20 protein-coding genes are annotated in these 19,949 nt (G+C 38.2%); 12 read left to right on the top strand and 8 right to left on the bottom strand.

Annotation, left to right across the window (positions count from 1 at the left end; translation table 11 throughout):
- Positions 1–185 precede the first annotated feature (185 nt).
- Positions 186–599, bottom strand: a complete 414-nt coding sequence (locus QE422_RS13330; protein ID WP_307459203.1) for a hypothetical protein — start codon at positions 597–599, stop codon at positions 186–188.
- 237 nt (positions 600–836) lie between these two features.
- Positions 837–2,030, bottom strand: a complete 1,194-nt coding sequence (locus tag QE422_RS13325) for an MFS transporter (protein WP_307459201.1) — start codon at positions 2,028–2,030, stop codon at positions 837–839.
- A gap of 275 nt (positions 2,031–2,305) precedes the next feature.
- On the opposite strand from QE422_RS13325, the gene QE422_RS13320 reads away from it, so the two are divergent.
- Positions 2,306–3,889: a Na+/H+ antiporter gene (locus QE422_RS13320; RefSeq protein ID WP_307459198.1), complete on the top strand. Its 1,584-nt coding sequence runs from the start codon at positions 2,306–2,308 to the stop codon at positions 3,887–3,889.
- On the opposite strand, the gene QE422_RS13315 is transcribed toward QE422_RS13320, so the two are convergent.
- Both QE422_RS13315 and QE422_RS13310 read right to left on the bottom strand, forming a co-directional pair.
- Positions 3,875–4,204: a hypothetical protein gene (locus QE422_RS13315; RefSeq protein WP_307459196.1), complete on the bottom strand. Its 330-nt coding sequence runs from the start codon at positions 4,202–4,204 to the stop codon at positions 3,875–3,877. The two genes, QE422_RS13320 and QE422_RS13315, sit on opposite strands and share 15 nt — an antisense overlap.
- Positions 4,205–4,630: 426 nt before the next feature.
- Positions 4,631–5,278, bottom strand: coding sequence for a DUF1349 domain-containing protein (locus QE422_RS13310; RefSeq protein WP_307459195.1), 648 nt, complete (start codon positions 5,276–5,278; stop codon positions 4,631–4,633).
- A gap of 91 nt (positions 5,279–5,369) precedes the next feature.
- On the opposite strand from QE422_RS13310, the gene QE422_RS13305 reads away from it, so the two are divergent.
- The 8 genes from QE422_RS13305 to QE422_RS13270 all read left to right on the top strand — a co-directional run bounded on the left by QE422_RS13305 (position 5,370) and on the right by QE422_RS13270 (position 13,538).
- Positions 5,370–6,125 carry a response regulator transcription factor gene (locus tag QE422_RS13305; protein ID WP_307459193.1) on the top strand — a complete coding sequence of 252 codons (756 nt, stop codon included), beginning with the start codon at positions 5,370–5,372 and terminating at the stop codon, positions 6,123–6,125.
- A gap of 231 nt (positions 6,126–6,356) precedes the next feature.
- Positions 6,357–7,616, top strand: a complete 1,260-nt coding sequence (locus QE422_RS13300; protein WP_307459190.1) for an aminotransferase class I/II-fold pyridoxal phosphate-dependent enzyme — start codon at positions 6,357–6,359, stop codon at positions 7,614–7,616.
- Between the two features lie 2 nt (positions 7,617–7,618).
- On the top strand, positions 7,619–8,251 hold the full coding sequence (locus tag QE422_RS13295; protein ID WP_307459187.1) for a TetR/AcrR family transcriptional regulator: 633 nt from the start codon (positions 7,619–7,621) through the stop codon (positions 8,249–8,251).
- Between the two features lie 97 nt (positions 8,252–8,348).
- Complete coding sequence (gene dnaX / locus QE422_RS13290; protein WP_307459185.1) at positions 8,349–9,434, top strand: DNA polymerase III subunit gamma/tau; 1,086 nt, start codon at positions 8,349–8,351, stop codon at positions 9,432–9,434.
- A 26-nt stretch (positions 9,435–9,460) separates the two neighbouring features.
- Positions 9,461–10,054, top strand: coding sequence for a hypothetical protein (locus tag QE422_RS13285; RefSeq protein ID WP_307459183.1), 594 nt, complete (start codon positions 9,461–9,463; stop codon positions 10,052–10,054).
- 453 nt (positions 10,055–10,507) lie between these two features.
- Positions 10,508–11,587 carry a chorismate mutase gene (locus QE422_RS13280; protein ID WP_307459180.1) on the top strand — a complete coding sequence of 360 codons (1,080 nt, stop codon included), beginning with the start codon at positions 10,508–10,510 and terminating at the stop codon, positions 11,585–11,587.
- A gap of 139 nt (positions 11,588–11,726) precedes the next feature.
- On the top strand, positions 11,727–12,653 hold the full coding sequence (gene rsgA, locus QE422_RS13275; RefSeq protein WP_307459178.1) for a ribosome small subunit-dependent GTPase A: 927 nt from the start codon (positions 11,727–11,729) through the stop codon (positions 12,651–12,653).
- A gap of 468 nt (positions 12,654–13,121) precedes the next feature.
- The gene (locus QE422_RS13270) at positions 13,122–13,538 is read left to right on the top strand and encodes a nucleoside-diphosphate kinase (RefSeq protein ID WP_089741181.1); all 417 of its coding nucleotides are present in this window, start codon (positions 13,122–13,124) and stop codon (positions 13,536–13,538) included.
- Between the two features lie 377 nt (positions 13,539–13,915).
- Here QE422_RS13270 and rpe read toward each other — a convergent pair whose 3' ends face one another.
- Both rpe and QE422_RS13260 read right to left on the bottom strand, forming a co-directional pair.
- On the bottom strand, positions 13,916–14,566 hold the full coding sequence (gene rpe / locus QE422_RS13265; protein WP_307459170.1) for a ribulose-phosphate 3-epimerase: 651 nt from the start codon (positions 14,564–14,566) through the stop codon (positions 13,916–13,918).
- A 108-nt stretch (positions 14,567–14,674) separates the two neighbouring features.
- The gene (locus QE422_RS13260) at positions 14,675–15,748 is read right to left on the bottom strand and encodes a M28 family peptidase (protein WP_307459167.1); all 1,074 of its coding nucleotides are present in this window, start codon (positions 15,746–15,748) and stop codon (positions 14,675–14,677) included.
- A gap of 51 nt (positions 15,749–15,799) precedes the next feature.
- Here QE422_RS13260 and QE422_RS13255 point away from each other — a divergent pair, with 51 nt between their 5' ends.
- Positions 15,800–16,504, top strand: a complete 705-nt coding sequence (locus tag QE422_RS13255; protein ID WP_307459165.1) for a DUF4294 domain-containing protein — start codon at positions 15,800–15,802, stop codon at positions 16,502–16,504.
- Between the two features lie 31 nt (positions 16,505–16,535).
- Here the strand turns inward: QE422_RS13255 and QE422_RS13250 are convergent, their stop codons facing one another.
- Positions 16,536–16,952: an NUDIX domain-containing protein gene (locus QE422_RS13250; protein WP_307459162.1), complete on the bottom strand. Its 417-nt coding sequence runs from the start codon at positions 16,950–16,952 to the stop codon at positions 16,536–16,538.
- Positions 16,953–17,417: 465 nt separating this feature from the next.
- Entirely contained in the window at positions 17,418–18,092 is a 675-nt protein-coding gene (mnmD, locus tag QE422_RS13245; RefSeq protein ID WP_307459159.1) for a tRNA (5-methylaminomethyl-2-thiouridine)(34)-methyltransferase MnmD, read from the bottom strand.
- A gap of 84 nt (positions 18,093–18,176) precedes the next feature.
- Between mnmD and QE422_RS13240 the strand changes: the two genes are divergently transcribed.
- Positions 18,177–19,247 (top strand): branched-chain amino acid aminotransferase, encoded by a 1,071-nt coding sequence (locus tag QE422_RS13240; protein ID WP_307459156.1) that lies wholly within the window; start codon positions 18,177–18,179, stop codon positions 19,245–19,247.
- Between the two features lie 133 nt (positions 19,248–19,380).
- Positions 19,381–19,890, top strand: a complete 510-nt coding sequence (locus QE422_RS13235; protein WP_307459154.1) for an FKBP-type peptidyl-prolyl cis-trans isomerase — start codon at positions 19,381–19,383, stop codon at positions 19,888–19,890.
- Positions 19,891–19,949: the final 59 nt, after the last annotated feature.

Genomic DNA, 19,949 nt, shown 5'->3' with positions numbered 1-19,949 from the left:
CGTGAAGGCTTTTTAATGCCTTTTGATCAGCTTATTTTAAATAGAGTAACGTAGGTAGATCTTATTCGGGTTTATACTTAGTAACTTTTGGATTTTTAAATTTGCAATTAATAAAAAAATCATCTCTAAAACAAAGAAACCACAACTCTTAAAGTTGTGGTTTCTCTTTGAAAAATATATTATTATTAAGATTCGGTGCCGACTAATCCGTAAGCTACGGGTTCTTTTCCGAACAGACATGAAAAAATATTCTGAAACTCATGAATGTACTTGCATCTGATCGAATTTCCGTAGATTTTTAATCCTTCTACGATCTTTTTTGAATTTAGGTCGATGTCGTACTTAATGAAAGTTTCCGGTCTTTCGTATCTGATTCGCTGCTCGGAGCTGTACGTTCTTGAAAAACCGAATTTTTCAAGCCATTCTTCAGTAATCTGGATCGGTTTGATCGATTTTGCCGGAACAGAAAAACTGTGAATGTCGTTCTCAATTTTAACAAAATAATCTTTTCCCTCATTATCCTGGAATATCTCAGTAATGTTATAAATCTGATTTTTATATTCCACTAAATTTTTGATTTTTAGATCTGCAACGTTCATACTATTTTGTGTGTGTTAAGTTATTTTTGTAAAGCGATATATCGTAAATTAATATTTGCAAATACCATGCCTTATGTTTAGGATAATATTTCGTACGAATGTTAAATCTTACATGAACAGCAGTTACAACGCCCTTAAACACTACAAAACAGCTATTAAATAAATAAAAAAAGTTATTTTATAAAAGTTAAATCTGTGGTACGTTTGTGGTATGTCAAATATTTCTGTAAAACCTATTTAATCAATTTTAGGTGATTTATTAAAAGTGGTAAGAGCTAAACAGATTACAAGTACAACAGAAAGCATTCCAATAAAAAAATTCCAGGAAGTTGCATGAAGAAGGTATCCGGTTCCACTGCCCAGAAAACTCGAACCGCAATAATAAAAAAGCCAGTAAATGGAAGTCGCGGAAGACTTTCCTTCTTTTGCGTGAAGCGCTGTCATTTGACTGGCCATGGTATGCGCAGCAAAAAAGGATAGGGTCAATAATCCAAGCCCAAAAATCACCGCATAGATATTTTGAGAGATCAGGAAAAGAAGTCCTGCCAGCATCAAGCCTACTGAGCTTTTGAGAATATCTGCTCTTTTGAACCTGTCAGACAATCTGCTGGTAATCATTGTGCCGAAGACCCCGAAAATGTACATTAAAAAAATAAAAGCAATAAAAAAATGACTTAAAGAAAATGGTGCTGCCTCCAGTCTGAAAGTTAGATAATTGTAAATGCTTACAAAAAATCCCATCAGAAGAAATGCAGTACAGTAAAGGCGGAGCATATATGGATTGGTGAGAAGTCGCTTCATCTGTTTCATTTTCAGATGATAATCTGTTTTTTGAGGACGGAAGAATTTAGATTCAGGAAACAATTTCCAAAACACAAGGCCAAGAAGCAAGCTTTCGATTCCGATAATCAGGACAGCATTCCGCCAGCCTAATTCTCCTGCTAAAATGGTCGCTGAAATTCTGCCGCTCATCCCGCCGATTGTATTTCCGCTGAGATAGGTGCTGATGGCTAGTGCTACTGCCGAAAGCTGCACTTCTTCTGTAAGGTAGGCTAAAGCTACGGCCGAAACTCCTGAAAGAATAAAACCTTTTGCTGCTCCGATAGCAATCATCAGGCTCAGGCTTGGAATCCATGCCGAAACAACGGTTAGCATTCCGGAAACGATTAGGGAAAAAACCATAAGCTTTTTCCTGGGGAAACTGTCTGCCCGGAAAGCGAAGAAGAATAACCCGGCCGCCATCCCGGTTGTTGTTGAGGACACCAGCAGCGAACTGTCTCCGACACTGGTCTTAAAATAACCGGCTACCATCGGAAGCAGCGGCTGAAACAGATATAGTTGGGCAAATACCGAAAGTCCCGACAAGAAAATACAAAACCTGATTATTTTAAATCTGCTGCTGTGTTTCTCTGCTTTTTCTTCTGTAATCATCGTATATAGGCGTACTTCCTGTAAAGTTCCTGAAAATTTTTAAAAACAGCTCTTTTCGGTAAATTATATTTATCTGCTTTTTGCAAACTTATTTCAGACAGTTAGAGCAGTATATTCATCTTAGATAAGTAATCCGGATCATTTGTACCGGGTCTGCATCGTAATCATCTACAGGAATTATCTTTCCCGCGAGCAATAAAATCAACTTTAAATATGCAGACCGGGCCGGAATATATTTTCTGTTTCGTATATTTAAGCTGCAAACCGTTTACGAAATGATAGAAAACTTTCCATTCTACTTATCACTTATCATCGCTATTGTCCTGCTGATCATGATTGCCAACAAAATTAGGGTGGCATATCCTGTGCTGCTGGTCGTTGCTGGACTGCTGATCAGTTTTATTCCCGATATTCCCATGATCAGAATCGATCCGGAACTTATCTTTATTATTTTTCTTCCGCCTCTCTTATACGAAGCGGCCTGGACGATCTCATGGAAGGAACTCTGGAAGTGGAGGAGGATCATCGGTAGCTTCGCATTTGTAGTAGTGCTTCTTACGGCGACTATTGTGGCTTTTGTAGCCAATCATTTTATTCCGGGGTTTTCGCTTGCACTCGGCTTTCTGTTGGGAGGAATTGTCTCTCCACCGGATGCGGTAAGTGCCGGAGCTATTTTGAAATTTGTAAAAGTCCCGAAAAGAATGTCTTCAATTTTAGAAGGGGAAAGTCTTCTGAACGACGCCTCTTCACTGATTATTTTCCGGTTTGCGATGATTGCCGTAGCTACAGGACAATTCGTATGGCACGAAGCAGTATTGAGCTTCTCCTGGATGCTTATCGGAGGAATTGGTATCGGAGTCCTGATCGGCTGGCTTTTTATGAAAGGACAGAAAATTCTTCCCACCGATGCCAATATGGATACGGTTCTTACCATTGTGGCGCCTTATCTTATGTATATTGCAGCGGAAGAAGTGCATAGTTCCGGAGTACTTGCGGTCGTGAGCGGAGGTTTACTGCTGTCTAACCACAGGCACAGCTTTTTAAGCACGTCCTCAAGACTGCGCGGAATAAGCGTCTGGGAAAGCCTAGCGTTTATATTGAACGGACTGGTATTTATCCTGATCGGCCTTGATCTTCCGGAAATTACTTCTGGCCTGGAAGGCGTAAGTGTGTACGCAGCCATCGGCTATGGATTATTAATTACCCTTGTTTTGGTAGTCGTCCGTATTCTGGCGGCATACGGTGCTGTTTTTATTACCCTGATTGCCCGGAATTTCATAAAAGTAGCAGATTCGACACATCCAGGGTACAAAGTTCCTGCGATCCTGGGCTGGACCGGAATGCGTGGGGTGGTTTCGCTTGCCGCGGCTTTATCGATTCCGGTAAAGCTGTCGCAAAACGGCCCGGAATTCCCACAGCGTAACCTGATCCTTTTCATCACCTTCATCGTTATTCTCACAACACTGCTTGTTCAGGGGCTTACTTTACCGATCATCATCCGAAAAGTAGATATGCCGGTGTACAACGATCACCTTCCCGATGATGAAGCGGAAGAAATGATCCGCCGGGAAATGGCAAAGCTTACCCTGGACCACCTGGATAAAAACTACCGTGAACTGCTGGAAAAAAGCTCTTTTCTACAGCAGATTAATGATAAATGGAAAGGAAAGTTAGAAGAAGAACCGGATATCAGAGTTTCTTCGGAAATTAAGGAAGCTTATCTGGATGTTCTGAACAGGCAAAGAGCGTGGCTCATCGAACAGAATCACGACCGGAATCAGCATTTTGATGAAGACCTGATCAGAAAACATCTGATGAAGATAGACCTTGAAGAAGAACGGATTTTACTGGTTCACTAAAAGCGCCAGTACTTTTTCCAGGTATTCGTTTTCTTTCACCACTTTGTTATACGACTGCCGGGCGTACACTGGAGACAACTCATAATTTTCCGGTTTGGAATTGAGGCCTTCATTTTCAATATAATTCAGGTGGCGCGTGTATTCCCTGATCAGTTTATTGATCATTTTCCTTTTTATTCTGCATAAGGTATTGTTTTTTATTTTTTGCAGAGAATTAAGAATAAAAGATTTGTCCCCGTGGAAATTTACTACATTTTTCACAAACGAAAGGTTGTGGCTATCCTGTAAAACAGAATGTTCATCTTCAAAAATCATGATCGTAAAGGTTTTTAATGGATTTGGAATAAAGTCAAAACACTGGTGCTGAAATTCAGAATCCATTGACGGGAATCGGGGAGGACCTTTTCAGGAACCTGATCAGGCTGTCCTTTGAAGAAATAAAGTGCGTTGACATATTATATATTTTAAGTAATGGTGTTCTTTAAAAAGTAAAATTTCTAATTCAAATATCTCACCAGAAAATCTAATTTTTATTAAATGTATTGAAAATTTGTAATAAAACAACAGTATAGTGTAATATTTTGCCGGAAAATTAAAATTTTATTGATGATTTTGTGGTATCCGGGCTTTATCTTTTAATAAATAATATTTGAATAGACATTTGTAAAGCGATAGATATTAAAAAAACCTCCTGAAAAAGGAGGTCTGAAAAATGACTGTATATTGAAAGTTGTATTCAATCTATTTGTGGTTCTGAAGCCATTGCAGACGGCGTTCATCCGGCAGATGCTTTACTTTGAAATTCTCAAAAACCGCATTGAAGCCGTTGCCGTCGGGACAGGCTGCCATTAAGCCGACCATCACCGGGCTGTTGTCCTGAAGATGTGCATTCCGCATCAGGATGTAATTTTTATCATCGAAAGAATAAAATACTTCAACGGCATCAAGCCTTCTTACCGCTTTGATCCAGACTTCAGACGGCACCTTATCCAGGGCAATAACGCTCCAGTCACTGGTGGTATGAGTAACAACCGTGCTGAGATTGTATTTCCCGTCTACGAATTCTATTCCGGCCTTGATATAGTTTTCTTTATCGATTCTCAGCATCAGGCCCATCTGATCAAACCGGGCTTTATAATTTCCTTTAATTTTAACTTTAGCCTCAAATTCTCCACCGTATGTGGTATACAGAAAAGGAGCATCATCTACCGTAAAGCCGTAATGCGAAATTCTCCAGTAATCGCTCTGCGGGGTTACGAACATAGATAAACTGTTGTTTTTAATTTCCCATTTCTCAGGCTCATTGAACCAGGACATTTTTTCCAGCGTCTGGGCTAGGCTTTTATTGATCATACATAAGGTGCAAAAACTTAAAAATATTTTCTTCATTCTTCTCGCAATCGTTATTCGTACAAATTATTTACTTTAGCAAAGGTAAAACGAATGGAAGTCTTCATCAATACTTATAAATAACCATTTTATGGAAATCGTCGAAACGCTGAACAAAACGCTACTGAGCAGAAACCGGGAAAAGAGCAATAACTGCACACTCGACCTTGAAAGGTTTAAGAATATGGCGCTGTCTTATTCGGAGGTGGAAAATTCAATTGCTGTGCTCAGTGATATGCACGCCAATCAGAGCTATATTTACTATTCCGAAACGGCTGAAGTGCTGGGAATACACTATGCCAAAAATCCAAAAGTGATTGACTCAATCTGGGAAGAGGATATTCTTCACAAAATACATCCGGACGATAAGCTTAAAAAATATGTTCATGAACTGCGGTTTTTCAAAATGCTCGAAAAAATAGACATTAAAGACCGGTCTAAATTTAGCGTGTTGTCAAAATTGAGGAAAAAAGATAAGGATGACCGGTATATTCTCGTACAGCACCGGATGTTTTATTTTTATTCCCCGGATAGCATGAAGCTGCGTTTTGCTCTCTGTCTTTATAATATAGCTGTTGACCAATCTCCTTATCCTTCGTCAGAGTTTTTAATCATCAATTCGGCAAAAGGGGAAGTGGTGACGGAAGATAAACTAACTTATAAAAATGTGCTTTCTGCAAGAGAAATGGAAATCCTGAAATACATCGGTGAGGGCCTTACAAGCAAGGAAATCGCACAAATTCTTTCAATAAGCATCAATACGGTAAGCCGGCACCGGCAGAATATTCTGGAGAAGTTAAATGTAAAAAATTCCGTAAAAGCCTTTAGTGATAGCTTTGGGAAGTGAATTATTGTCTCAATATTATGAATTAATTGTTTAATAATTAATGTCTTATCGGGATTTATGAAATTAAATTTTTATTGTTAATTTTTCCTTTTGGTTATGGATGTATGTGGTATTTATGATTTTTTATTAAAAATATTCTATGCATATTAAATTTTATTAAGCAAATCCTTTAGTTGTCTTTGGAAATAGTTTTATATTTGTTAAACTAACAGCTAACAAAATATAATAACGATGAATATTGATTTTTCAAAAGCAACTTTCAGGGATTTTGAAAACATTCCTGAATATGATATAGCCCAAAGAGCGGAAATTTTTTATGATTTTCTTGGTTATATGGAGTCTAATGGGCATATGAATTATAGATTGAAAAATAATTCTGGTTGCAGTCCTATAATGAATGTTGATATAAATTCCACGCAAAAAGATTATGTAAGTTTTGTGTCAAATGACTACTTAGGATTTACTCAGCATCCTAAAGTTAAACAAGCTGCAATCGAAGGAATACAAAAATATGGATCGGGTGCAGGAGCTTCACCTCTTATCGGTGGCCATTTTGTATACCATGACAATTTAGAAATAAAAATTTCTTCTTTTTTTGGAAGAAAACAAGAAGAAGCAGTAGTTTTTACAACTGGATATACAGCAAACAGTGCTACACTTCAGATTCTATTGCAAAAAGAGGATCTTGCGATTATTGATATGGCGGTGCATGCAAGTGTTTATGAAGGATGTGTATTTACTAATACAAAAACTTTTCCTCACAATAGTTTGGAGTCTTTAGAACATATTTTAAAAACATCAGAAAACCGATTTCGTACAAAACTCGTAATTATTGACGGTGTATATTCTCAAGACGGGGATGTTTCTCATTTAAAAGAAATATACGCATTAGTTAAAAAGTATAATGCTTATTTAATGGTAGATGATGCTCACGGAGTTGGAATCCTCGGAAATACTGGAAGAGGAGCGCTTGAAGAAGCGGAAATGCTTGATAAGGTTGATATTATTACAGGGACTTTCAGTAAAACTTTTGCTAATGTCGGTGGTTATGTAATTACAGATAAAAAGATTGCTGCATTTATAAGGTTCCAATCTCGTCAACAAATATTTTCGGCTACAGCACCGCCTTCAACAATGGGCATTATTAAAGCTATTGATCTTATCGATGAAGAGCCGGAATGGAGAGAAAAGCTTTGGTGGAATATTAATTATCTTAAAAAGGGACTTAATAATATAGGACTAGATACAGGAATTACTCGGTCTGCTATTGTGCCTGTAAAAATAGGCGACCCCAATATAACAGGTGATTTAGGAAAATTATTAATAGAAAGAGGAATTTATACTAACCCTATTTTATATCCTGCCGTCGCAAGAAAAGATGCAAGAATAAGAATGGCAGTGATGGCTACTCATGAGAAGGAACATCTAGATAAAACACTTAATGCATTTGAAGATATCAATAAATTTTTGCAAATTGCGAAAAAAAAATAAATATGCCTAGAAAAATTGTGCAAGGTCCAATTCGCGACAAGGAAAAAACTAAACAAAAATTGCTTGCAGCAGTAGGCCGAATTTTAAGAACAAAAGGTTACTCTGGTCTTAAAGTTAGCAAAATTGCCGCTGTTGCCGGGTATGATAAAAAGTTAATATATGAATATTTCGGAAGTACCGATAAACTTATTGATGAATATTTAAAGTCTCAAGATTATTGGAGTAATGTTGAAAATAGCAATATTGAGATAGATCTTTCAGACGGAGGTAATGAGCTTGCTAAGATCACTTTGCTTAATCAATTTGAAAGTATGAAGAGAAATAAAGAATTCCAGAAAATTATTCTTTGGGAACTTTCAGAAAACAGGGCTATTCTAAAAAAACTTGCTGATGAGCGGGAAGAAATTGGAGAGGTAATGTTTAAAAATATTACAGATCCTTTTTTTGGTAAGGAAAAAGATAAGAGATTCAGAGCAATTATGGCATTGCTTATTTCAGGTGTGTATTATCTTAATATTCATACTGTAACTAATGGAAGTAATTTTTGTGGCCTTGATATGAAAAGTGATGAAGGAAGGAAAGAAATTGAGAAGGCTATTAGTTATTTACTGGATGCTACTTATAAAGACAAATAATGATGAGAGAAAATTTTCCAATTGGACCGAACTAAGTTTATATTAATTTAAAAGCTTTTCATTTTTGAATTAGAACTATATTTCTTATTTTTGGCCAATGGAAAATTTTATCGTATCTGCAAGGAAATATCGCCCACAGGAGTTTGACACCGTTGTTGGGCAATCTCATATTACGGATACTTTAGAACACGCAATCGGAGAAAACCAGCTTGCTCAGGCCCTGCTTTTCTGCGGACCTAGAGGAGTAGGAAAAACCACCTGTGCCCGTATTCTTGCCAGGAAAATCAATGAAAAAGACGGTTCAGTTTCGGAAGACGGGTTTGCTTATAATATCTATGAGCTGGATGCCGCATCCAACAACTCTGTAGACGATATCAGGGAACTGATCGATCAGGTACGGTATGCACCACAGACCGGAAAATACAAGGTTTATATCATCGATGAGGTTCATATGCTGTCTTCTGCAGCATTTAATGCTTTCCTTAAAACCCTTGAGGAACCGCCGGCACATGCTATTTTCATTTTAGCAACGACCGAGAAGCATAAAATTATTCCCACTATTTTATCAAGATGCCAGATTTACGATTTCAAAAGAATCGTAATTGAAGACATTCAGGGACATTTGAGAAACATCGCTCAGAAGGAAGCCATTCAATATGAAGATGATGCCTTATATCTGATTGCCCAGAAAGCAGATGGTGCTTTGAGAGATGCCCTTTCTATTTTCGACCGGCTTTCCACTTTTTCCCAGAAAAACATTACGTTGGCCAAAGCTGCTGAAGTTTTAAATATTCTTGATTATGATCAGTATTTAAAAATTGTAGATTTAGCTAAAGAAAATAAAATTCCGGAGGTTCTTTTTGCTTTTAATGAAATTGTAAAAAAAGGTTTCGATCCCCATATTTTCATTGCCGGGCTGGGAAATCATTTCCGGGATCTGATGATGGCACAGAACGCTTCTACGATAGAGCTTATAGAAGTCGGAGAGCAGACCAAAACAAAATTTGTAGAGCAGGCTCAGAAGTGGAACCCCCAACAGCTCATTGATGCGATTGAAATCTGTAACCATGCAGATATTAATTATAAAAATTCTAAAAACCCGAGGCTTACCGTAGAAATTGCTTTGATGCAATTGGCTTCTTTAACGGCTGATTCAGGCGTTGCTAAAAAAAAAAGTTCTTAATACGGCCTCCGTTTCCTAAAGATAACGTGGAAGTAAAAACTCCCGAAATTCAGGAAGTAAGAGAAGCAAAAACGGAAACGGCACCTGCAAAACCTGCTAATGTTGACAAACCTCAGGAAACCGAAATCAAGAAGACGACCAAACCTCTTACCAAACAGGTAGTTTCTTCCGGATTCAGCATCAGTGCTTTTCTAAATAAAGAAGAAACCGTTGTAGAAGAAGATACGGTTGTTGAAAAAACGGAAAACCTTCCCCAGAATCATTTTACCGAGACCGATCTCCAGGCAGAATGGAGCCTTTTGCTGAAACAGCTTCAGCGGAAAGACACTTTTGTATTCAATGCCATTAAAACCTTTAAGCTGCTGAAGTCCGGTGAAAATCAGATTACGGTATTATTCCCTTCAGATTCTGCAAAAGTGGAATTCGATAAGGTGAGCCGGGAATTTTTTAATCACTTTAAAACCAAGGTCCACAACTTTTCAATTGAAATAATTTACAAAAGAGATACTGAAAATCTTAAGATCGAAGTAATGACCAAAAGAAAAATTTTTGAAAAGTTTGCCGAGAAAAACCCGCTCCTGAAAGATCTTGATGACCTGATGAGATTTGATCTTACTTAAATCAACAGTTGATTTTTCACAGGTTGCATGAAAAAATATCTGATCAAAAATCAATATTTAAATAAATTTTATATATTTGTCAGGTATTTGATCGCGAAAATTATTTTTCAGACGAATACGAATAATAAACAAAAGCCCGGAACAGACGATTTCCAATGGAAAAATTATCCAATCCATACCAGTCTTTTTTCGCACCCGCTAATTATTTTTTTAGCGGTGATTTTGGTTTTTTGTTTACCTATTTTAGAAATTTCAGAAACTATTATCGATTTTATTATTGGTATTGCTAACTGAATTTCTTTCCAAAAAATAAACAGGATATTGATTTCTTCAATTCCTTTTTCCTTTAATAAAAATTTTTTTAACGGCAGTTTTTTGAAAAGAATTATAAAGTAATTTTATGATGCTTTTCTGCTATGTACTCAATATAAAACAAAAAAATAAGTAAGAATAATGGATTTAAAAGAATTAAAAAGCAACTGGACCGATGCGTTTTCGCAACCCATCATGATCGCAGGACCCTGCAGTGCAGAAAGTGAAGCCCAGATGCTGGAAACCGCAAAAAGAATACGGGAAACCAATGCCAATGTTCCGATTTTCCGAGCAGGAATCTGGAAACCACGGACAAAACCAAACGGATTTGAAGGAGTAGGCGTAATCGGACTCAACTGGCTGAAAAAAGTGAAAGAAGAATATGGCTTCAAGACCGCAACGGAAGTGGCCAATGCACACCATGTTTTTGCCGCGCTGGAAGCGGATGTGGATATTCTCTGGATCGGAGCCCGTTCTACGGTTAATCCGTTCACCGTACAGGAAATTGCGATGGCTTTAAGAGGAACTGACAAACCCGTTTTGGTGAAAAATCCGGTAAATCCGGATCTTGCTTTGTGGATCGGTGCGCTGGAGCGTCTGGTTGGCCAGGATATTAAAAACTTAGGGGTGATCCACAGAGGCTTTTCGACCTATCAAAAAACAAAATACAGAAATAATCCGAACTGGCAGATCGCTTTGGATTTCAAGAGCCAGTTTCCAAATATTCCGATGCTGATCGATCCTTCGCACATCTGTGGAAACAGGACCGGCCTTGCAGATATTACCCAGGAAGCTCTAAACGTCGGGTACCAGGGAGCCATTATCGAAACCCACTGTAATCCGGATGAAGCGTGGAGTGATGCTTCCCAGCAGATTACACCGGAAGTCCTGGCCGAACTGATCGGGAATTTAAAAATGAGAAATTCCGGGTTTGAAGGTTTCGAAGGGGATATGGGAAGACACCGGACCTTGATTTCAGATATTGATTTCCAATTGATTGAACTCCTATCTCAAAGAATGAGGATTTCGGAAAAAATCGGAAAACTTAAAAAGGAGAATGATATTGCGATCTTCCAGCCGGACCGTTGGAAAGTAATTACCGAATATGCTAATCAGAAAGCGGTGGAAACAGGCATGTCGCAGGAATTCATTGAAAAGGTATTCAAAGCCATTCATGAAGAATCCATTGAGGTGCAGAACAGTATTATGATCAACAGGTAAAAAGGTTTGAGGGTAGGAGAGTTCGGGAATATCAGATTAAATACTTTAAAAGTATACACAAAATGAATATTCTCCAACTCTCAGACACTCTTACTCCCAAACCTGAACCGAATTCCTTATATTTGCATCATCTTAGAATATGAAAGGAAAAATCATTAAATCTACAGGAAGCTGGTATCAGGTTTTGGAAATGGAAACCGGAAAAATTTTCGAGGCGAGAATCCGCGGGAAATTTAAACTGATTAAAACCCGGCTTACCAATCCGCTTGCTGTAGGGGATTTTGTGGAATTTCAGCTGGAGCAAGACGATATTGCATGGATCACGAAGATAGAACCGCGCACGAATTACCTCATCAGAAAATCCGTTAACCTTTCAAAAGAAGCGCACATTATTGCTTCTAATATTGATCTCGCGTGCTTCATCTTTACTCTGAAGCATCCCGAGACCTCTCTTGGCTTTCTAGACCGGTTTCTGGCGTGCTGCGAAGCCTACAATATTTCTCCCCTGATTCTTTTCAATAAAATGGATGTTCTGGATGAAGAGGAAATAGAAATCGTAAAGGATATGGAGTTTCTCTATAATGAAATCGGATACGGTTCTCTGGAAATTTCTTCTTATTCAGGATTGCATCTCGATCAGCTGAAAGCACTTCTCCAGGATAAAACCTCTGTGTTTTTCGGACATTCCGGCTGCGGAAAATCTACTTTGGTCAATGCATTACAGCCCGGACTTAACTTAAAAACTTCAGAAATTTCCGACACGCATTTAAAAGGAAAACATACCACTACTTTTGCACAGATGCACTTTTGGGATTTTGGCGGCAACGTTATCGATACCCCCGGGGTACGTGAGTTTGCTATGATCGATATCGAGAAAGAAGAAGTGCAGCATTATTTCCCGGAAATATTTAAGAAAAGGGAAGAATGCAAATACCACAATTGCCTTCATATCAATGAGCCGAAATGCGCGGTTATCGAAGGGCTGGAAACGGGAGAAATACAGCATTCCCGATATGCTACTTACATCAAACTAATGGAAGAAGCGGAAGAGGCTTCTCAGAAATAATCTATACTTTATTATTGAAAGTTCTGTCACTGATGGAACATCTTTTTTACAGAATTAGATATCCAGGCAAGATATCACTCTATATTTTCTGATAATATCGATATTATCCTACTTTCTGTCTCTTTCATATCATTATTTATTAAGTTCACCATTTTCCGTTTTCTATCTTCTTTAAATGTGAAATAATATAGCTGAATTTGTTAAACTGCTGTTTAATTATTTCGAAATCTTAAGGTTAGGTGGTAAATTTGGGGATTTTGCGCAATAAAAAACCCAGCCGAAGCTGGGTAAAAACTAATAACCATGAAAACTCAAATTAAACATGAGAATCGTAATAGTAGTAACAATTTCTGTGCCAAAGATTCGTTCGTAATTTCTTAACAAATGTTATATTTATGTTAAAAAATTTTTAAAATTAAAAAGACAGGATTTTTTTGTATTTTTGCGCCATTAAAAAAATATACATTTATGTCTAACATTACATTCACTATGATTAAGCCTGATGCAGTTGCGGACGGACATATCGGTGCTATATTAGGTAAAATCGCAGAAGGAGGTTTTAAAATTAAAGCATTAAAGCTTACCCAGCTTACGGTAGCTGATGCAAAAAAATTCTATGAAGTACACGCTGAAAGACCATTCTACGGAGAATTGGTTGATTTCATGAGTTCAGGACCAATCGTAGCGGCAGTTCTTGAAAAAGAAAATGCAGTTGAAGATTTCAGAACATTGATCGGTTCTACCAACCCTGCGGAAGCTGCAGAAGGTACCATCAGAAAAATGTTTGCAAGAAGCATCGGAGAAAATGCCGTTCACGGTTCAGATTCTGATGAGAACGCGCTTATCGAAGCACAATTCCATTTTTCAGGAAGAGAAATTTTCTAAGAAGATTTACTTACGCATAAAAAAATCCGGAGAATTATTCTCCGGATTTTTTGTTTTTATATGATGGATTAATTTTATATGTATACAAATATTCCCTGTATTACAGTTGTTTATCCCCGCTTGTTGAATAAGAGCTTTAAGTTAAAGATTTTATTTAAATGTGGTACTACGTAGAAATACGTAAATTCATTTTCAGTATTTATACGGATATGTTTCTGCGGATTAATTCTCATCTTTACATCAGCATTAGAACAAAAGGAAAATTTAAGCATTAAAGTTTTCTAAAACTAATAACCATTATAGGCTCAAATTTTCACAAAGAAGAAGGCAGTTCTCTCCGAACTGCCTTTTTGTATAGAATTATTTCCAGAATAATTTTAAATCTTCATCAATTCAATAGTACGTTCCGGACTTTCTGCTGAAAACACGGCATTACCAGCTACCAATACATCAGCTCCGGCTTCAAATAGCTTGGCTGCATTGTCGATATTCACGCCGCCGTCCACTTCAATCAGGGCTGTAGAATTATTGGTCAGGATCAGATCTTTGGTTTCCGCAATCTTTTTGTACGTATTTTCAATGAATTTCTGACCGCCGAATCCCGGATTAACGCTCATTAAAAGAACGAGATCTACATCTGCAATAATATCTTCCAGCATAAGAACCGGAGTGGAAGGGTTCAAAACCACTCCTGCCTTTGCTCCGAGGTTCTGAATATGGTGAATCGTACGATGAAGATGGGTACAGGCTTCGTAATGTACCGAAACCAGATCTGCGCCCTGGTTGATAAATTCTTCAACATATTTTTCAGGTTCAACAATCATCAGGTGGACATCTACAAATTTCTTAGCGTGCTGCTGAACGGTTTTCATCATCGGAAAGCCGAATGAAATATTCGGAACAAATCTTCCGTCCATTACATCCACGTGGATCCAGTCGGCCTGGGAATGGTTCAGCATCTCAATATCACGCTGCAGGTTCCCAAAATCTGCCGCCAAAAGAGAAGGAGCAATAAGCTTCGTTTTCATTTTTATTTTTATCGTTTATTTTAAATTAAATATAAAAGATCGATATTCCACACATCCATACCATCCATCATTTTATCAATCATCAATCATTAATTATCAATTATATTCTTAGTGGTATTTCAGCTTCATTTCCGGTTTGATCTCCAGAACCGTTTCATAAATAAGTTGGATCACATTGCGTACATCTTCCTTGGCAACCATTTCCACCGTGGTGTGCATATACCGCAAAGGTAAAGAAATCAGCGCACTCGGTACACCGCCATTTGAATGGGCGAAAGCATCCGTATCGGTTCCTGTAGCCCGGCTGGCTGCTGCCCGCTGGAACGGAATGTTCTTCGATTTTGCGGTCTGGATAATCAGTTCACGGATGGTGTGGTGCACACTTGGAGCGAAGAAAACCACCGGTCCTGCTCCGCATTTCTGGTCGCCTTCTTTTTTCTTCTCGATCATCGGGGTAGTGGTGTCATGTGTAACATCGGTAACAATTGCAATGTTCGGTTTTATGGTATCGGCGATCATATCCGCACCATACAATCCGACTTCTTCTTGTACGGAATTGGTGATGTAAAGACCGAACGGGATTGTTTTTTTATTTTCCTTTAAAAGCCTTGCCACTTCTGCAATCATAAATCCTCCGATTCGGTTATCCAATGCCCGGCAGACAAAGTAACGGTCGTTCATCTCAAAAAATTCATCAGGATAGGTAATCATGCAGCCTACATAAATTCCCATATCTTCCACCTCCTGTTTAGAGGTAGCCCCGCAGTCGATGAAGATATTTTCAATTTTCGGGGTCGGCTCATTCTGGTTGGTTCTCGTATGGATTGCCGGCCATCCGAAAACGCCTTTTACAATTCCTTTTTCACCATGAATATGAACGACTTTGGAAGGGGCGATCGTCTGGTCTGAACCTCCGTTCCGGATCACGTAGATCAGGCCGTCATCCGTAATATAATTTACATACCATGAAATCTCATCTGCATGTGCTTCGATAACCACTTTGAATTCCGCTTTAGGATTAATGATTCCGTAGCAGGTACCGTAGTGGTCCACTTCCACTTTATCAACGTAAGGGCGGATATAATCCATCCAGATTTTCTGCCCTTCATGTTCGTATCCAGTTGGTGATGAAGTGTTTAAATATTTCTCTAAAAATTTCAAAGATTTCTTTTCAAATTTCATAAAAAGGAATGATTTTTGCGTTCAATTTTTGTTCTAATAAGTGTAAAAATAATGAAATTTAGTAAGATTATTTGTCTTTTCCTTTTCTTTTTTGGGGTAAGCATTTTCGGTCAGAAAGATTCTGTCATTGCAAAACCGTTAAGCCAGTATCCTCAGGAATTGTTGAAAACAGACGAATTCGGAAATAAATATTTTTATGATGAGCGGCAAAAGGCAAAGATTTATGAAATCAACGGGGAGACAGTAGTGGTAATGGATGAGTTGGTTTTGCTCAACAAACCGAGATTCAATAACCAGCTGGACAGAAACTACTATTACTTCCTCAATAAAAAGCTTTACCGGGTATATCCGCTGTTTTTAACCGCTTTGCAGCAATACCGCGATATCCAGGGTGAAATGAACAATTTGGATGATAAATCCAAAAGAAAATACATCCGAGACCGACAAAATATCCTGGCAGACCAATATGAAAAGCAACTGAGGGATCTGACGACAACCGAAGGACAGGTATTTGCCAAATTAATGAACAGGGCAACCGGGAAGAATGTTTACGAAATCATTAAAGAATTAAGAGGAGGGTGGAGTGCATTCTGGTGGAATGTGAAAGGTAAAATGGCTGATATCGATTTAAAAGACCAATATGATCCGCATCGCAACCGTACCGATGAATATTTGGAATCACTGCTTCAGTCTAACTGGAATTCCGGCTACCTTCAGCCTTATCCGGGGGCCAATACCTTTAGAGTATCAAGATAGATAATAAAAATATAAAAATTCCTGTAAGTACTTACAGGAATTTTTCTTTTAACTTATCGAAAACAATTTGATCTACCGGTAGCGGGAACGGATTGTCTGGTCTGTCAATATCCACCCATTCCGTTCTTTCGATACACGGATCGAGGATTAGGAAATCCTGTTCATTGATGATATTAACGATATAATAAATGGTCAGCAGCTGTTCGTTTTCCCTGAAGCGCGATACCAGAAAACCTTCCTGCGTATAAAAATGTTCTACGATTTCTATTTTTACATTCAGCTCTTCATCGAATTCACGATGCAGGCATTCTATTAATCCTTCGCCAAATTCCAGTCCGCCGCCCGGAAACTTCATCAAAGGTTCACCGGCATATTCTTCAAACAAAGTCAATACTTTTTTATCCTTCACCGCACAGGCATATACCCTGATGTTGATCTTGTCTATCATATCTAATAATTTGTAGGGCTAATGTAGGAATTTTAGATGAAACGGGCGAAATGGGGATGGGAGGAAGTTGAAGGTTCTGCTGTGACGATAGTAAAGGCATCATGATATTGATCAAAAATTTTATATTGAGCGGGAAAGTCTATTTTTGATGATTGCTATCGAAAACTGGCTTTAACTGAAGTCTCTAATAACTTTCGGTTAAAGCCAATCTAATATTAAATCTGTATTAAATGGGCTAAAGCCCATTTCTATTGATGGTATTTTTATCTATTAATTTGCTACTCACAGAGATTTTAAATGAATAAACGAGGATTATTAATATAGTATTTGCTTTGAAAGTAAACTATGTACTTTAGGATATGCCTGATGATCTTCTTTTATTTACCAGTAAACATTTGAATATATAAATCTCAGATGATAAGCAGACAGCCGTATACTTCCGGCTTCCATCATCCAGCCTCCATTCTATAACTTTACCGCATTAATCATCTCCCTCTTACCCGGAGGGCCCTGTTTTTTCTCCACCTGAAAATTCAGCTCCTGGAGGATCCTTCGGACGCTGCCTTTGGAAGAATAGGTTGTTAACAAACCGTTAACCGCCATTTTGTCAGAAACCATTTCAAAGAGAGGTTTTTCCCAAAGATCCGGCTGAACCCTTGCCCCAAAGCAATCGTAGTACACGAGGTTTATTTTGGGTAAGTCTATGTTTTTCAGCTCGAAAAAGTCGCATTCGATCTTTTTTAGATTGAAACCATTAATGATTTCGGTTGACTTTTCCCAGTCTGCAAGATGAATTTTCTGATAAATATTTTTAAATTCCGGGTTATCAAAAAGCTCAAAATACGCCAAATCGTCAATTTCTGATGTATTTATAGGATACTTTTCAAGAGTAAAATAGTTGATGATATGACTTTTGTCAGTTTTTAAATATTCATTAATTGTTACCAAAACATTCAAACCTGTTCCAAAACCGAGTTCTAAAATATTAATTTCGTAATCATTTATTAAATTTAATCCATTTTTAATAAACACGTGTTCGGCTTCCTGTAATGCACCATGGTGTGAATGATAGTTTTCATTTAATTCGTTGATATATAGTGTCTTGCTGCCGTCGTTGGTAGTCTTAATTTCTCGTTTCAAGCTATTTTTTTACAAATTTACTCTAAAATTTTTATATTTAGAAAATTATATTAAATTTGTAGAACCTCATAAAAAATTTTAGAAATGATAATTCAAAAAACTGAAAACTCCCGAATTTCTACATTCGACCCTAACAACTTTTCATTCGGAAACACATTCATCGATCATATGATCATCTGTGAGTACGAAGACGGGAAGTGGGGTGATGTAAAATTGGTTCCTTATGGTCCTTTACAATTTACTCCTGCGATGATGGGGGTAAACTACGGACAGGCTTGTTTTGAAGGTATGAAAGCCTATAAAGACAAAGACGGACAGGTTTTCCTTTTCAGGCCTGAAAAGAATTTTGAACGTATCAACAAATCGGCGAAACGTCTTGCGATGCCTGAAGTAACGGAAGAAATGTTCCTGGACGGGCTGAAAGCATTGGTAGATGCAGACAGAGACTGGATCCCTTACGGAGAAGGAATGTCGTTATATATCAGACCGCTGATCTTTGCAACGGAAGAAGCATTGAAAGCAAGGGTATCCAATAAATATATGTTTGCCATCGTAGCAACACCTGCTAAAATGTATTATACAGAACCTGTTTCCGTAAAAATCTCGGATCATTATTCCAGAGCGGCAAGCGGTGGAGTAGGTTCGGCTAAAGCAGCAGGAAACTACGCGGCTTCTTTTTACCCGACCCAGCTGGCGATCGAAGAAGGATATGAGCAGATTATCTGGACGGATGATGCTACCCACGAATATTTTGAAGAGAGCGGAACCATGAATGTTTTTGTAAGAATCAATGACACGATTTACACTCCGCCAACCTCTGAAAAAATCCTTGATGGGGTTACGAGAGACAGCTTTATCCAGCTTGCTAATAAGAGAGGCATCGAAGTGAAGGTAGAGCCGATTAAAGTAAAAGACGTTATTGAAGCTCAGAAAAACGGAACCCTTAAAGAAGTTTGGGGCGTTGGAACCGCAGTGGTAACTACCGTTTTCCAGGCTTTAGGATACAATGGTGAGAAACTGGAATTACCGAGATTATCGGACGAAGAAAGTTTCGCAGTTCTCCTTAAAAATGATCTGGTTGACCTTCAGACCAATCTGGCAGAAGATCCTTTCGGATGGAGAGTGAAAGTAGACCACGTATTGGAAACAGTATAATCTGAAATAAGAATAAGCTTAAAGCCGGAATTTTTTCCGGCTTTTTGTTTTTCAGTAGTGACAGTGAAAATCGCTAAACTTTAGGGACAAGTTTTGTTAATGATTCCCGAAATGTGTATTTTCGCAAAAGTTTATGAAAAAAATACTCTTCATATCGGTATTGGGTTTACTGAGCTGCAGCAAAAATGCGCAGACCCATCCTCCTGTAGGCGGTGTCCTCAGCAAGAATGATCTGGAGGTTTCCAGAAACAGGATGAAAAACCTGAACGCACTGGAAAGGTCGCAGATCCAGGATTGGATCGGCAGCCAGCAGGTAAAGTTCTATCCGACCCAGCTTAATTACTGGACGGATGCCCAGGGATTCGATCAAAGGCAGAGAAGGCAGGACAATACCCTGATTTCCTATTCTTATAACCTTTATGATTTCGACCAGACCAAAATCTACGATCAGCCGATTGAAAGGAGAGATGCCAAATTCGGACATTTTGATGAACTGAAGGCAGTAGAGGATGCGCTGCGTTTTATCCATGACGGTGAGGAAGTGACCCTCTTGGTTCCTTCGGCCCTGGCGTACGGAACGTATGGCGATGAGAAAAAAATCGATAATGATATTCCTTTAATCATAAAATTAAAAGCATTATAATCCATGAAATTGTTTAACAAAAATATAATTCTGGCAGCGGCGAGTGTTTCGCTGATGAG

The organism is Chryseobacterium sp. SORGH_AS_0447 (genome assembly GCF_030818695.1).
GTDB lineage: Bacteria > Bacteroidota > Bacteroidia > Flavobacteriales > Weeksellaceae > Chryseobacterium.
The sequence above is the reverse complement of the archived record's forward strand: the minus strand, read 5'-3'. Positions and strand labels throughout refer to the sequence as shown.

Coding starts and splice junctions, on each gene's coding strand:
- QE422_RS13325 (WP_307459201.1), bottom strand. CDS start 2,030: ATGATTACAGAAGAAAAAGCAGAGAAACACAGCAGCAGATTTAAAATA.
- QE422_RS13235 (WP_307459154.1), top strand. CDS start 19,381: ATGAAAAAAATACTCTTCATATCGGTATTGGGTTTACTGAGCTGCAGC.
- QE422_RS13270 (WP_089741181.1), top strand. CDS start 13,122: ATGTCTAACATTACATTCACTATGATTAAGCCTGATGCAGTTGCGGAC.
- QE422_RS13295 (WP_307459187.1), top strand. CDS start 7,619: ATGCCTAGAAAAATTGTGCAAGGTCCAATTCGCGACAAGGAAAAAACT.
- QE422_RS13280 (WP_307459180.1), top strand. CDS start 10,508: ATGGATTTAAAAGAATTAAAAAGCAACTGGACCGATGCGTTTTCGCAA.
- QE422_RS13300 (WP_307459190.1), top strand. CDS start 6,357: ATGAATATTGATTTTTCAAAAGCAACTTTCAGGGATTTTGAAAACATT.
- QE422_RS13320 (WP_307459198.1), top strand. CDS start 2,306: ATGATAGAAAACTTTCCATTCTACTTATCACTTATCATCGCTATTGTC.
- QE422_RS13315 (WP_307459196.1), bottom strand. CDS start 4,204: ATGATTTTTGAAGATGAACATTCTGTTTTACAGGATAGCCACAACCTT.
- rpe (WP_307459170.1), bottom strand. CDS start 14,566: ATGAAAACGAAGCTTATTGCTCCTTCTCTTTTGGCGGCAGATTTTGGG.
- QE422_RS13250 (WP_307459162.1), bottom strand. CDS start 16,952: ATGATAGACAAGATCAACATCAGGGTATATGCCTGTGCGGTGAAGGAT.
- QE422_RS13260 (WP_307459167.1), bottom strand. CDS start 15,748: ATGAAATTTGAAAAGAAATCTTTGAAATTTTTAGAGAAATATTTAAAC.
- QE422_RS13310 (WP_307459195.1), bottom strand. CDS start 5,278: ATGAAGAAAATATTTTTAAGTTTTTGCACCTTATGTATGATCAATAAA.
- QE422_RS13330 (WP_307459203.1), bottom strand. CDS start 599: ATGAACGTTGCAGATCTAAAAATCAAAAATTTAGTGGAATATAAAAAT.
- QE422_RS13255 (WP_307459165.1), top strand. CDS start 15,800: ATGAAATTTAGTAAGATTATTTGTCTTTTCCTTTTCTTTTTTGGGGTA.
- QE422_RS13240 (WP_307459156.1), top strand. CDS start 18,177: ATGATAATTCAAAAAACTGAAAACTCCCGAATTTCTACATTCGACCCT.
- dnaX (WP_307459185.1), top strand. CDS start 8,349: ATGGAAAATTTTATCGTATCTGCAAGGAAATATCGCCCACAGGAGTTT.
- rsgA (WP_307459178.1), top strand. CDS start 11,727: ATGAAAGGAAAAATCATTAAATCTACAGGAAGCTGGTATCAGGTTTTG.
- QE422_RS13305 (WP_307459193.1), top strand. CDS start 5,370: ATGGAAATCGTCGAAACGCTGAACAAAACGCTACTGAGCAGAAACCGG.